General features: G+C 58.8%; 8 protein-coding genes. 5 read left to right on the top strand and 3 right to left on the bottom strand.

Annotation, left to right across the window (positions count from 1 at the left end):
- Window positions 1-202: 202 nt before the first annotated feature.
- The 4 genes from QP978_RS10335 to acpS all read left to right on the top strand — a co-directional run bounded on the left by QP978_RS10335 (window position 203) and on the right by acpS (window position 10887).
- The gene (locus QP978_RS10335; RefSeq protein ID WP_284857149.1) at window positions 203-616 is read left to right on the top strand and encodes a hypothetical protein; all 414 of its coding nucleotides are present in this window, start codon (window positions 203-205) and stop codon (window positions 614-616) included.
- Window positions 617-798: 182 nt separating this feature from the next.
- Window positions 799-996, top strand: coding sequence for a hypothetical protein (locus QP978_RS10330; protein ID WP_016422270.1), 198 nt, complete (start codon window positions 799-801; stop codon window positions 994-996).
- Window positions 997-1348: 352 nt separating this feature from the next.
- Window positions 1349-10486 (top strand): type I polyketide synthase, encoded by a 9138-nt coding sequence (locus QP978_RS10325; protein WP_284857148.1) that lies wholly within the window; start codon window positions 1349-1351, stop codon window positions 10484-10486.
- Window positions 10483-10887 (top strand): holo-ACP synthase AcpS, encoded by a 405-nt coding sequence (acpS, locus tag QP978_RS10320; RefSeq protein ID WP_016422272.1) that lies wholly within the window; start codon window positions 10483-10485, stop codon window positions 10885-10887. The genes QP978_RS10325 and acpS overlap by 4 nt, the downstream gene beginning before the upstream one ends.
- A 12-nt stretch (window positions 10888-10899) precedes the next feature.
- Here the strand turns inward: acpS and QP978_RS10315 are convergent, their stop codons facing one another.
- The 3 genes from QP978_RS10315 to bcp form a co-directional block, all read right to left on the bottom strand.
- Window positions 10900-12654, bottom strand: a complete 1755-nt coding sequence (locus tag QP978_RS10315) for a neocarzinostatin apoprotein domain-containing protein (protein WP_284857147.1) — start codon at window positions 12652-12654, stop codon at window positions 10900-10902.
- A 160-nt stretch (window positions 12655-12814) separates the two neighbouring features.
- Entirely contained in the window at window positions 12815-13474 is a 660-nt protein-coding gene (locus QP978_RS10310) for a TetR/AcrR family transcriptional regulator (RefSeq protein WP_502870684.1), read from the bottom strand.
- Window positions 13475-13549: 75 nt separating this feature from the next.
- Window positions 13550-14077, bottom strand: a complete 528-nt coding sequence (gene bcp, locus QP978_RS10305; protein ID WP_284857146.1) for a thioredoxin-dependent thiol peroxidase — start codon at window positions 14075-14077, stop codon at window positions 13550-13552.
- A 150-nt stretch (window positions 14078-14227) separates the two neighbouring features.
- On the opposite strand from bcp, the gene QP978_RS10300 reads away from it, so the two are divergent.
- Complete coding sequence (locus QP978_RS10300) at window positions 14228-14509, top strand: DUF3618 domain-containing protein (RefSeq protein ID WP_005511166.1); 282 nt, start codon at window positions 14228-14230, stop codon at window positions 14507-14509.
- Window positions 14510-14698: the final 189 nt, after the last annotated feature.

Raw genomic sequence — 14698 nt, 5'->3', positions numbered from 1 at the left:
GAGCTATTCTTTGGTGATTTGTGGTGTGTGGTCTGGGGTTATGGTGGCATGCGGACACACTTTTCTTTACTTAACCCTTTTCGTTCTCCAGCCCGCCAGATTTTTCGCCCTCATTACGCTGCGTGCCCAAAATCTGCCCCATTTCCCGCCCGAAGCTATTCCAAGGTCGCTAATCTCCCGTGCACGGTGTAGAACCATGACTATGAAAATTGTTGTCTGCGTCGTTTATCCCCGCTATCCGGATAACACTGAACCTCTCGGCGGGTTCGTCGAGTCCGAGGAGACCGCCCGCAAGATAGACGACTGGTGGCGTGCACAACCTGGCGACATGATTGGTACCTGGGAAGATTTCGAGGTCGAGGTCGAAAGCCGCGACCAACTCCTCTATGGAGTATTCACCGGCACCCCCACTCTCGAAATCACCGATAGCAACTTCTGGGACCCTATCTGTTACGGGGTGTACACCGACCGGGAAGAAGCCGAGCGGGCAACCAAACCAAAGTCAATGTGGGAAGCGAACAACAGTCCCCAGAAATACGTCCTCCCGTTCCGTCTGGGCTGGAAGTTTGACCGGTATTTCCCCGATGGAAAGCCCTGGCCGCCAGACCAGTTGTAGACCTGCGACAGTTTTCGCATCGGGAAGGGGAACGCAAGACGGGGCAGTCGCACAGCGCGCGTGAGTGCCATTCTGGGAAACCTTTGTTCGCTCATTCCACTGCGTAGGGCAATCGAATCTGTCGATACAATGACGCTGATCGAATCGTATCTTGAATCGTAAGGTGGAAGCAGGGAGGCAACATGAGCATCTCGATGCATCTGGATGAGTACATGGCGCGTCGTGGCATAGTTCCCGACGACACTGTGGTCAACGATGATCCCTGCGCAATCTTCGACGGCAAGGTCGAGCGCGATGGTAAGTCGCAGCAGGACCTTGAAGAGTCAGAGCGGCGCTTAGAAGAAGCGGAGTCCACAATTCTGGATATGCTAGGCGATTAATTGAGGAAAGATTGAGCGTTCTCGGTGCCCATTGACACGCATTCCGGGTGTGATGTTCATCACCGATTGGGCATAAATTGGCTCGGTCTTCCCGGCTTCATTTTCCACCGCCGGTGCTGCCAGGGTGATGAAGCGCAAGCAACTTATCGACAAGGGAACACTGTTTCCTACCTGCGAAGTTCTTTCACCTTCGAAACGCTGTGCTCGCTTATCTCGCGGCCGTGCCGGGCCTCTCATTTTGGGGCTGCAAATTATCTTCGCGTTGATGGCGCCGCGAAACTGCGCGAGAAAAACATGATGGTTTCCTCATGATTTATGGCATAGTGTCCTGGCAAGGATTTGGAAACAAAAGATGTTTTCATTTCGTACTCCACAAGACAAGGACCTCAGCCACGTGAAATACGAAAAACTCGCCACTTTGCAGACCAACGTCGTAACTGCTCCAGACCTGGGCACTTTTGCAGTCACTTTCGCCGGTCAATCGCAACCATGGCTGGACACTCTCTCCAGCGTCATGGCCAGTGGCAACTCAAAGAAACTACGGGAAGTTTTCACTCGCGCTGAGGAACTGCTCACACCGCTTGACGACGATCTCATCGGCCAGCTTCCCGCAGGTTTCGACCCCTTTGGCTGGGCAATCTCACTCGTTACAGACGAGCCATTTACCGGAGATACAACCAACCCTGCGGTCAGCGTCCCGGGCATCGTCTTGGCACAGTTGGGCATTGTCGAGTTGCTGGAAAAGCAGGGAATTAATATCACCGAAGCGGTAGCGGTAACCGGTCATTCGCAAGGTGTTCTTGCTGCGGAGATTGTCGCTCGGCCAGAGAAGGCAGCAGAGCTTCTGGCGCTAGCTCGCCTCATCGGTGTGGCGTGTGCGCGCGAAAGCCGAGTAGCCGGATTTGGGCGCGCGCCGATGATGAGCATCTCTGGCCTGACGGTCGAGGAGTTGGAACCTTTCCTCCCCCAGGGCTGTGTCATCGGTCTGAAGAATACGCAGACCACCAGCGTAGTTATCGGCAAGCAGGATGAACTAGACCAGCTGGCAGAGCAGCTCACAACGCAGCAGCCGAAGGGGCGGGAAGTCGAATGTACAGTTCTGCCAGTTAGTGGCGCATTCCATCATCCAGCTCTGGCACCTGCTGTGGCATGGGTAGTGGAGCGAGCTGAGCGCATTGGGCTAGATGCGGAAACGGCGGACCGGCTTTCGCGTGCAATCTTGGTTGACCCCAGTGACTGGAGCGCCGAGGTACGGGGGCTCATCGACCAAGGGGCAACCACCATTTTGGATCTGGGGCCCAACACAGGCGTCGTCAAGCTGACAGAACGCAACGCTGAAGGCTATGGCGTGGCGGTGATTGCTGCGGCAACGGCTGCGGGTAGGGGCGTCCTGTCTGAGAGCGACATTGAGCATCCGACATCGTGGCTGGAGTTTGCGCCGCGTCTGGTCACTGGAGACAAGCCCCGTGTCGAGACGAAGTTCACCAAGTTGACCGGGCGCTCGCCAATTCTGCTCGGCGGTATGACCCCGACAACCGTTGACCCTGAGATCGTGGCGGCTGCTGCGAATGCGGGGTTCTGGGCGGAGCTGGCCGGTGGCGGCCAAGTCACGCCGGAAATCTTCGAGGCTAATGTGGCGCGACTCTCCGATCTGCTCGAGGAGGGGCGCACTGCACAGTTCAACACCATGTTTTTGGATCCGTACCTGTGGGGTTTGCACATTGGAAGCCGCCGTTTGCTCCCGCGCGCAGTGGCAGCGGGGCGACCGATTGATGGCGTCACCATCTCCGCGGGAATCCCCGAGGTGGACGAGGCAGTTGAGCTAGTAAAGCAGCTGCGTGAGGGCGGGATTCCGCATATCTCCTTCAAACCGGGCACAATCGCACAAATCGAGTCGGTGCTCGAAATTGCAGACACCTTGGCGCAGCAGGGCACACTGTATCCAATCATCATGCAGGTTGAAGGTGGGCGTGCCGGCGGCCACCATTCCTGGGAAGACCTCGATGACCTGCTAGTTAACACCTACGCAAAGATCCGCAAGCGAGATGTGGTGCTTGCTGTTGGCGGCGGTATCGGCAAGCCAGAACAGGCCCGTGATTACCTGATGGGCACGTGGTCGACACGGTACGGATTGGCGCCGATGCCGGTAGATGCTGTCATTATCGGCACAGCTGCGATGGCAGCAAAGGAGTCGATCGCCTCTGAGTCCGTGAAACAAATGCTGGTCGACACCGTCGGCACTGACAACTGGATCCCCGCTGGTAGCGCCATGGATGGCATGGCGTCGGGGCGCAGCCAGTTGGGTGCTGATATCCACGAAATTGATAACGCCGCAGCACGCGCAGGCAGATTGCTTGACGAAGTCGCAGGTGACCTCACTAAGGTGACTGAACGACGCGCAGAGATCATCGAGGCAATTAACGCCACCGCGAAGCCGTACTTCGGAGATGTCAGCACCATGACGTATGCCGAGGTGCTGAACCGCTATCTCGAATTGTGTGCGCCCGAAGGGACGTTCCTCGATCCAACGTGGTCGACGCGCTTCGTCGCACTCGTCGACCGCGTAGAGGCACGACTGAATGCAGTCGACGCGGGCACGTTTGACGCGCTTGCCGACGGCGACAGCTTGCGCACCCAGCCGCAGAACGAAATCTCGCGACTGTCCGGCCTGCTGGACCTGGATACCCAGCTCCACCCAGCAGATGTCACCTTCTTTATCTCTGAGCTCTGCCGCACACCTGGCAAACCTGTGCCATTCGTTCCGGTTATCGATGATGAGGTTCGTCGCTGGTGGCGATCGGACTCCCTATGGCAGGCGCATGACTCTCGCTACGATGCGGATCAAGTCTGCATCATCCCAGGGCCGCAGGCTGTTTCGGGCATTACCCGCGCGAATGAGCCAGTAGCGGAAATTCTGGGTCGGTTTGAAAAGGCTACCGCACAGGCATTGATGGATACCGGCTACCTGCCGGAGGCACCTGCTGACGCCCTCAGCCGGATGCTCGCAGCACCTGTGATTTGGTGGGCTGGTCGACAGCAGCCGAATCCGGCGCTGGCACTTGGCGCGGAACATGAGTGGGTATGTGTATCTGACGCAAGTGATGTCTCTCGTTCACAACGCCTGGAGCACCCAGGTACTGGTGCCATTTTGGAGACCATTGGAGCTGATGGCAGCAATGATGAGGGCGGGGAGGAGCTCGTCTGGGCACAGCTGACCGTTCCGCTGCCCGATGCTGCGGGGGAGAATACGCAACTGCGAATTCGCCTGTGCCAGAGTGCAGCGGTGGGCGCAGTGCCCGTCGTCAAGCATGAGGATGCGGCAGCCGCGATGCGGGAGCTGACGCGAATCGCGGCTGGCGGTGAGCTTGCAAACATCGTCGATGGGGTCGCGGAGTGGGAATCCGAGTGGGATCCGATGGCGATGGCTGACTACGATGCGGTCACTATTGCAGCTGCCGGCGATGAGTCGCAGGCGACGGTGCCGGACGCGTTGGTCGGGCATGCTTGGCCAGCGATTTTTGCGGCAGTCGCGCAGGCGCGTACTGAGACCGGCATTGATGTTGTTGAGGGCATGCTCGCGCTTGTTCACCTTGAGCATCACATTCGTATGATTGGGGCTCTGCCGCAGGAAACCACAACGTTGCGGATTAGTGCGCGTGTCGACGAGGTCGTTGATACGGACTTAGGGCGACTAGTTGTGGTGCGCGCGGAGGTTCGTGATGGCGATACGCTGCTCGCCACCTTGAGTGAACGCTTTGCCATTCGTGGCCGAAACGGCGGCGAGACAGCGCGGACCAATACTGTGCCATTTCCAACGGTCACGGATACGCCACGGAGTTTCCGCGGTGCCTTGACTGTGGAAGCGCCTAAGGCGATGGAGCCATTTAGCTGTGTCACAGGCGATCGCAATCCTATCCACGTCGATTCCCGGGCAGCAGCGCTAGCTGGTCTACCAGGGGTTATTGTCCATGGAATGTGGCTGTCGGCGATGGCCGAGCATGCGGCTGTTGCCACGTCGGATGCCGGCATTGGCAATCGGGTGATTGAGTTCACTGCGACTATGCTGAGTCCGGTTCTACCTGGCCAGGAAGTGAAGTTCTCTGTCGAACGCCGTGGTTTTGATGACCGTCCAGGCGCCGGTGAAGTCCGTGAAGTCACGGCCACAGTAGAGGGCGAGCTGGTACTGACTGCCACTGCTGTAATTGCCGCACCGACGACTGCATATGTCTTCCCTGGCCAGGGGATTCAATCACAGGGGATGGGGCTGTCTGCTCGGACTCGCAGCGTAGCGGCCCGCCGCGTGTGGGACCAGGCGGATGCGATGACCCGAGAGAAGCTTGGCTTTTCCGTACTGGCTATTGTCCGGGACAACCCGGTAGAGGTGGTCGTGGATGGTGGGCGCTATTTCCACCCAGAAGGTGTCCTGAATCTGACTCAGTTCACCCAGGTTGCGATGGCGACGTTGGGGCTGGCGCAGGTTGCGGAGCTCCGTGAAGCAGGGCTGCTGGATGAAACAGCTCACTTTGCGGGACACTCTGTCGGTGAGTACAACGCGCTGGCGGCTTTCGCTGGTGTGCTTGACGCAGATGCCGTGTTGGAGGTTGTCTACCGCCGCGGTTTGACTATGCATGAACTGGTCGAACGTGATGAGCAGGGGAGGTCCAACTATGGTTTGTGCGCCCTGCGTCCGGACAAGATTGGCGTAGGCGAGGATGAGGTCACCGAGTTTGTTAATCGGTTGTCGCAGGAAACCGGTGAGTTCCTCGAAGTCGTAAATCTCAACCTGGCAGGCAAGCAGTACGCCGTCGCCGGCACCGTCGCGGGCCTTGCGGCACTGGCTGAACAGTGCGAGCGACGCAGCTCGGACGGCAAGGGATACGTGCGTATCCCAGGTATTGATGTGCCATTCCACTCCAGTGTCCTACGCGACGGTGTGGATTCCTTCCGTAAACACCTGGAGCGGCTGCTGCCAGCGGAAATCGCTCCAGAACGCCTGGTGGGACGCTATATCCCGAATCTCACCGCGACCTCTTTTGAGCTGACTGAGAAGTTCGTCCGCCAGATGGCTGCAGTCGTTGACTCAGACATTTTGGAACACATCCTTGCCGACTTTGATACTGCTGCTGAAAACCCGGCGCGCCTGGCCCGCATGTTGCTGGTCGAGTTACTGGCCTGGCAATTCTGCTCACCGGTGAGGTGGATCGAAACGCAGGATCTGCTGCTTGAGGATCTCGGCGTCAGCCGCATTATTGAAGTCGGTGTAGGTACAGCGCCCACACTGGCAAACCTGGCTGCCCGTACCTGCCAGCTGCCCCGTCACCGTAGCCGTGACATTCGAGTGCTCAATCTCGAACGTGATGCTGATGCAGTGTTTATGCGCGACCAAATTCAGCCGGAAAAGACTGAGCCCGAGTCGGAGGTGACACCAGAGCAGGACACGGCGCAGGCTCTATCTGGAGCAGCAGGAGAAGCGGGAGCAGCAGGAGCAGCGGAGCCGACAGTATCTGCTGATCAACCCTCGGCGACCGAACAGGCAACCACGATCACGAGTGCTGCCACTCCGGCTGCCGAAGTTGCTGATATTGCCGTCAGCCCGGCACAAGCGCTGGAAGTTCTTATTTGCCAATGGACGAAGGTGCGCCCCGACCAGCTCGGTGCCGCCGACTCCATCGAGACTCTGGTCGATGGAGTCTCATCTCGACGCAATCAACTGCTGCTCGATCTCGGAGTGGAATTCGACCTCGGTTCAATCGAAGGGGCCGCAGATGCGGAACTGGCTGATCTAAAGGACAAGATTGATAGCTTGACCAGTGGGTATTCAGCATTCGGTCCGATTCTCTCCGAAGCCATTGCCGACGGTATTCGCCGGATTACCGGTCCCGCCGGTGCAGGCGCGAATTACATCGATGACTATGTGGCCAATGAATGGCAGCTCGGCAAGGGGTGGGCAACCGCAGTTAGCGCCGAGATGATGCTCGGTACTCGCGAGGGCGCATCCCTGCGCGGCGGTGATCTTGCGCATCTGGCACCGGCCGCCCCAACCAGTACTGCTGAACTCAACCAGCTGATCGATGAAGCAATCCTCGCGGTCGCCTCGCAGCGAGGTGTATCTGTCGCTAAGCCGTCGGCAAGCGACAGTAGTGCTGGGATGGTCGACTCGGCTGCACTCACTGAGTTTGCAGATAAACTGACTGGTCAACGAGGCATTCTTGCCACCGCTGCACGCACGATTCTGGAGCAACTCGGCCACGAAATTACCGGTGCCATTGACTTCGATGCCGAAGACGCCGACAGCAACCTGGTAAATCTCGTCACTGCTGAACTCGGTGCGGACTGGCCGAAGCTGGTCACCCCGACGTTTACGCCCACCAAGGCAGTGCTTCTCGACGACCGCTGGGCCACCTCCCGCGATGACCTAGCACGCCTCTGGGCAGCCACTGATGAAGACGTGGCTGACACCGCGCCGGGCAGTATCCACGAAACCGCAGTCGAGCAGGCACAGTGGTGGGCTGCCAAGGCAGACGAGGCAGGGCGGGCACAGTTGGCGAGTATCTACCGACAGCTGTCGGATGAGGCCATCACGAATGTGGATGAACTGCCGATGAATGCCGACATCGCTGTTGTTACCGGTGCATCGCCAAATTCGATTGGCTCCGCCGTAACTGCACAGTTGTTGTCTCAGGGCGCAACCGTTGTTGTCACTACCTCACGCCTGGGACATGAGCGCCTGAGCTTCTACAAGCAGCTCTACCGTATGCATGCGCAGGGCGAGGCGAAGCTGTGGGTGGTACCGGCGAACCTGTCCAGCTTCCAGGACCTGGATTCCCTTATCGACTGGATCGGAACCGAGCAGACTACGACGATTGGTGCGGAAGTGGTTGTGACCAAGCCTGCACTGTCACCGACGTTGCTATTCCCGTTCGCGGCGCCTACGGTCTCAGGCTCGCTTGCCGATGCCGGTCCTGCGTCCGAGACCCAAATGCGTCTGCTTCTGTGGTCGGTGGAACGACTCATCGCAGGGATGTCAGCACTCGGCGGGGACAATAATCTGCAGCATCGTTTGCATGTGGTGCTGCCGGGTTCACCGAACCGTGGTCGCTTCGGCGGTGATGGTGCCTATGGGGAAGCCAAGGCCGCACTCGACGCCGTGGTGGCGCGCTGGAATGTGGAGGACGCTTGGCGCACCCGCACCACTCTGGCTCATGCACAGATTGGGTGGGTTCGAGGCACCAACCTGATGGGTGGAAACGACCCATTGGTTGCTGCAGTGGAAGCAAAGGGAGTACGCACCTTCTCCACCGAAGAAATGGCAGCTGAACTCATTGAGCTCGCGAGCTCGGAGGCTCGGAAGAAGGCACAAACCCGCCCGATTCAGGCCGATCTCACCGGCGGATTGGGTGACGTCGACCTCAACATTGCGCAATTGGCGCAGGAGGCTGCACAGGCGGCTGCCCCAGCAGCTCAAAACTCTGAGATCTCTAGCGGGGCGCGCTCGCAGGAGCCGTCGTCAAGCCGTGTTTTGAGCGGCCTGCCAAGCCCACGCCGACCAATTGCGCAGACAACACCGACCTTTGGTGACATCGCAGCGGCTCTGGAGGACATGGTGGTCATCGTGGGCGCCGGTGAGCTTGGGCCGTACGGTTCTTCCCGGACGCGCTTTGAGGCTGAAGTTGATGATATCTCTGCAGCAGGAATTGTGGAATTAGCCTGGTCAATGGGGTTGATTTCGTATGAGGGTGGCTGGCGTGACGCCGATGGGCAACCGTTGGCAGAAAGCGATATTGCTACGCGCTACCGCGATGAAGTGCTGGCGCGAGTTGGTGTGCGTCGTTACGCCGATGATGGCGATTTGGTTGATAATACGATGACTGAGCTGACCACGGTCTACCTGGATCGTGCGTTGAGCTTTGCTGTGCGTGACCGCGCGGCAGCGGAGACTTTTGTCAGTTCCAACCCGGACAACACCACTGCGAGCTTCGATGCCGAGACAGGGCAGTGGCTTGTGACACGGGCTGCTGGCACACCAGTGCAGGTTCCGCGCCGAATGGCGATGAGCCGCTATGTTGGCGGTCAAATTCCGCAGGGCTTTGACCCGGCACGATACGGTATTCCGGCAGACATGATGGACAATCTGGACCGCGTGAGCTTGTGGAACATTGTCTGTACTGTCGATGCCTTCTTGTCATCGGGCTTCAGCCCAGCGCAACTGCTGGAAGCGGTCAACCCGGCGCGAGTGTCGTCGACCCAGGGCACAGGTATTGGTGCGATGGAGTCGCTGCGCAGTCTCTACATCGACGGCCTGCTGGGGCAACCGCGAGCCAATGACGTCCTGCAGGAGGCATTGCCAAATGTTATTGCCGCCCACGTTATGCAGTCGTATGTCGGTGGCTACGGGCAGATGATTCACCCTGTCGCAGCCTGTGCGACGGCAGCGGTGTCGGTGGAGGAGGGCGTCGACAAGATTGCCCTGGGTAAGGCAGATTTCGTTGTCGCAGGTGGCTTCGATGACCTATCCACAGAGGGAATTACAGGTTTCGGCGACATGGCCGCCACCGCTGACTCCGCCACCATGGAAAACAAAGGCATCGACCAAGCGTACTTCTCCAGGCCGAACGATCGTCGACGCGGAGGTTTTGTGGAATCGCAAGGCGGTGGCACGGTGCTGTTGGCTCGCGGAGACATCGCTCGTGACATGGGGCTCCCCGTGCTCGGTGTCGTCACATACGCCCAGTCCTTCGCCGACGGCGCGCACACATCCATTCCGGCGCCGGGTTTGGGTGCGCTAGCGGCCGCTCAGGGCGGCGAGAAGTCTCGGTTGGCTCGCGCCCTTGCAGCACTCGATGTCACTGCGGATCAGGTCGCGGTGTTGTCCAAGCACGACACCTCGACCAATGTCAACGACCCAAATGAGTCCGAACTGCATGAACGCATTGCAGATGAACTCGGTCGCGAGCGCTCTAACCCGCTGCTGGTGGTCTCTCAGAAATCGCTGACCGGACACGCTAAGGGTGGAGCTGCAGCGTTCCAGATCATTGGTCTGACCCAGGTATTGCGCAGCGGCATTGTGCCAGGTAATCGATCGCTGGACTGCGTCGATCCCGCATTGGCTGCGCATTCGCGTCTGGTATGGCCAACGAAGGCAGTCAATTTCGGCAATACGTTGCCGCTGAAGGCTGGCTTTGTTACCTCGCTCGGATTCGGACATGTCTCGGCACTGGTGGCAGTCGTCCATCCGGAAGCTTTCTACCAAGCGATAGTGCAGCATGATGGCGCTGAGGCTGCGGAGCGTTGGCGGTTCGCGGCGCACAACCGCGAAGCGGCTGGTCTGCGTCGCATTGATGAGGCTATTTACGGTGGGGAAGCTCTCTACGAGCGTCCACGCGAGCGAAACCTGGCGGACGGTGGTCGGTTCGGTTCACCCGCTGCATTGGAAAAGGCAGTTCTGCTTTCCGACGGCGCCCGTCTGATCGATGGTGTCCTCCAGCCATGATTGGCGTAGACCTCGTCTATATTCCGGGCTTCGAAGAGCAGCTGAATATGCCAGGTAGTCAGTTCGCGCAGGCGGTTTTCACACCTGCGGAGCTACTGGTAGCTAGGCGCCGCGGAGCAGTCGGCGGCGCGCTGGCGCGTCACTTAGCGGGCCGCTGGGCTGCGAAGGAAGCCTTCATCAAGGCCTGGTCGCAGACTCTCTTCGGCAGCCAACCGCCGATTGCGCGCGATCAGCTGGACTGGCGGGAAATAGAGGTGCAGCCGGATGCCTACGGTCGCGTGAGCATCAGTCTCCACGGTGCTGTGAGCCGCCATTTCCACGATCAGGAGTGGCAGCTGGGGCCGTCGTTAAGCATCTCGCACGACGGCGACTACGCAATCGCCGTCGTACGCCTGGACTAGTCCGGCGCCGCGCTAATCGACGGACTTCTGACGGCGACCGACCAAGATGCCGGCACCGAAGATTAGCGCGCCCAGGATTGCGCCGGTTCCGGCGACTGCGGCGGTTTGGAGCGGGGAGTTGGTCGCGGCCTGCTGAGTCTGCACATCAACTTCGTCGAGGCCATTGCCGGAAGCGTTGGACTTTGCGGAAGCCTTGCCAGATGCCTTGGATGAGCCGCTGGCCTTGGACTCTCCGGTCTTGGAGGCACCGGCCTTCACAGCTTCTTCGCGTTCCTTGGCGGAGCCGCCGACGCTGAGGTCCGTGGCCGTGTCCTGGCTGCGGTCGGAGGAACCGTGAGCAGCAAAGGTGTAGAGCGCGCAGTCATTTTCGACGCAGTTGGCGGCCGAGGTGACGGCCTCGACATTGAGCGTTGTAGAGAAGCTGCCGTCGGAGGACATCTGGGAGGTGCGGACAAACTCAGCGGCGGAGAAAGCATCAGCGTTGGTGGTGGAGAACTTGTTCTTCTCAGCCACTGCGACGTAGATGCCGTTGCCGCTGGTCTTGAATCCGCTGCCGGAGACAGTAATTGCGGTGCTGCCCGATGGGTTCAGTTCCGTGGTGGAGAGGCTTACCGACGGGGTGCCGGTCGAGGAGCTGCTGCCGTTGGAGCTGCTGGAGCCACTGGAAGCGCTGGTGCTACTCGTTCCACTAGACCCTGTGCTGCCACTGGTGCCGGAGCTTGCGCTGCCTGCGGACTGTGAGGAGCCACCGCCGGAGGGCAGGGTAGCGTCCTGCTTGGCAGCTCCGCCGGCAAACGATACCGCGGTCGCCGTGTCCTGGCTGCGGTCGGAAGAACCGTGAGCAGCAATGGTGTAGACCGAGCAAGCGTTCTGCATGCAGTCTGCCGTGCCGAACTTCGCGCTGACCGGAAGATCCACGCTGAAGCTGCCGTCGGACTTCAAGTTGCCGCGAGAGGTAGACACAAACTGGGTATCCGGGCCGAAGGAATCGGCGTTGGTCACATCCATCTGGTCATTTTGTGCGATACCGACATAGATGCCCGGTCCAGAGGTTTTGAATCCCTTGCCTTCAACTCGAATGGTGTCGCCGCTCGGGTTCAAGTCTGAGGTCTTGGACAGGCTCACCGATGCGTTGCCTCGTGACTGCGACGGTGACTGTGAGCCCGAGCCGGATGCCTGACCAGTGCTCTGGCCACCGCTCGGTGCCGCGCTGGTGGAACCCTGCGATTGAGCAGCCTGGGAAGTAGCACCCGCCTTGAAGGTGATGGGGACCCACTGGTCATTGCTGCGGTCAGAAAGATTAGGGAACGCGGTAAAGGAGGCTACGTAGCACTGGGTAGAGGTGCAGTCGACATCGCCAAAGCTGGTCGCGACCTTCATCTCCTGCGTAAAACTTCCGTCAGCGCCGACTGTCACCTTGGCCGCTTCGCCGTAGGTCGAAGGGTAGCCCGACTTTGGCTTCTCGATTGTCTGGGCCAGGTAAATATTTGCGTTAGCGGGGTAGCCGACTCCCTTGATGGTCACGGTGGCGCCGTCGGACAGATCGGTGGCAGGGGTCACGGAGAGCTGGCGCTCAGACTGATCGGTGCTGCCGCCGAGAAGGTCGCCGATGCCGGGGAGCGAACCGCCGAGCTGTCCAATCGATGGCAGTGACTGTGCCGATGCGGGGACTGCGGGTAAAAATCCCGTACTCACTACGATTGCCGAAGCTAAAACAATAGAGCGGGGAAGCAGGCTCCGTCGGAAAGCGCCCTGCGTCGTGGACATGTGAACCTCTGATTCTATTTGGGAGTTCCGGCGCAGGCGCGGCGAAAAACAGGGAACCCCACCGCGCTGACCAGAGTAAAGCGTAAACTAAGGCAAGCCTACCCTCCGCGTATTGATAAGGGCAATAAATGCCCCTGCCGAGGTGGGCGAGGGGTGCTCTCTAGTCTGCGGCCTCCGCGACGCTCATGAGATAAGCGATTGTCATGCGTTTGATTTCCTGCACCGTCAGCTCGTAATGAGCTTCCCGCTCAGCATCGCTTCCCGGATGGTCCACCGCATAATTCAGCAGGGCGTACGTGGCGTTAATCATGAGGTCGGAGATGAAGTTCAGTTCCGCATCGCTTGACGACGGCACCAGCGGGCGCAGCACCTTTGAAATCTCGTTGACCAGGCGTGACTTCGTATCTTCTGCGGTTGCGCGTGTGGCGGGCGTTGATTGAACAGCCAGCCATACGGCTCTTCTGGAAACGTCCTCGCGCCAGAGTTTTGCCAGGTGATCGATGAACTCCGAGAGAAACTCCGGCCATTTCAAGGTGGGGACTGTTTCTCCGAAACGTGAGACTTCCTCGATGACGGCCTCAGTGTCCTGGCGGTCGAGCTCGCAGATCATCACATACTTGTTTGCGAAAAATTGGTAGAGCGTGCCAATGGGGATATCTGCGATGCGAGCGACTTCGTCGAAAGTGAAAGACTCAAACCCGTGCTCGATGAGCACTGTGCGTGCCGAGCTGAGCATGCGTGTGTACCGCTCTCGGCTGCGTTGCTGAGCCGGAGTGCGACGGGGACGAAGAATATTCGGTGCGTCCTGGGATTGAGTCACTACTACGAAACCGTCTAATCGGGATGATGTGGGAGGAGAGTTTGGGACCAGGGTCAGAGTAGGCCTTGCGGCTAGTTAGCTTTCGGAAGCCTGTGATTCCACGCCCAAATCACGCAGTACGCGCTGGACGTGACCCTTGGCACGAACGTTGTACCAGGCCTTTTCAATTTCGCCTTCGGAATTGACCAGGAAAGTCGAGCGGATGACACCCTGGACAATCTTGCCGTAGTTCTTCTTCTCGCCGAAAGCGCCGAACGCGGTCATGGTTTCCTTGTCCGGATCGGACAGGAGTGTGAAGTTCAAGCCGTGGTCCTCACGGAACTTTGCGAGTTTCGCCGGCTTGTCCGGAGAAATACCTACGACAGGAATGCCGGCATCATTCAGGGCAGCGGATTCATCGCGGAAGTCGCATGCCTCAGTGGTGCAGCCTGGGGTGTTGGCCCGCGGGTAGAAGTAAATCAGCACGGGCTTGCCCGCGTAGTCCGACAGAGAAACCTGCTCTTCGGCGTCGTTGAGAAGAGTAAACGCTGGGGCAGGGTCGCCAGCTTCCAGACGGATGTTGTTCTGGCCGTATTCTTTGTCGCTGGAGGAAGAAGTAGTCATGGCTTAATCGTATCGACTCTGGAGCGGTGCGTGTCGACTCTGAAGTAATGCGTTGAGTTTTTCCCCGTGCTCGCCCACGTTGCTGTAGTGGAAGTGTTAGTCTTTTAGGCGAACAATCACTTTAGATATTCAACTTTTTAGGGAGTTTACGTGGCTCGCAGCATTGAAGATATCCAGCGCGATATTGAGCGTAACCGTAACCAGCTCGCCCGTACTCTGGATGAGCTAACCGTGCGAACGAATCCGAAGAACGTTGCGGATGACGCAAAGACCCGCGTTCTCGATGCTCTGAATGAGCCGAAGGTGCAGGCAGCACTGGGCGTCGTTGCCGCACTCGTTGTTGGCGGCATCGCAATGGGAATTCGTCGCAACCGTAATCGCAGCAAGGAAATCGACCGCATTCGCGAGATGATTGAGACTGCTGCTAAGTAGTTTTTCGGTATTTAGCGCACGCGCTTCGGGTGGTTACCTGGGGGCGTGCGCTTTTGCGTATCTAACCCTTGTTTGAGTCAGGCGTGGGGTGCGAGCGAGGGTTGCAAGTTGGGGGTTAAACGACAGAAAGTGTGTCTGGATTCGGTGATTTGTAGTGGTTGACCTCTAGGTTTCAGAGAAATATATGCT

Origin of the sequence: Corynebacterium sp. MSK035 (genome assembly GCF_030232615.1) — a bacterium.
Classification (GTDB): domain Bacteria; phylum Actinomycetota; class Actinomycetes; order Mycobacteriales; family Mycobacteriaceae; genus Corynebacterium; species Corynebacterium jeikeium_D.
The sequence above is the reverse complement of the archived record's forward strand: the minus strand, read 5'-3'. Positions and strand labels throughout refer to the sequence as shown.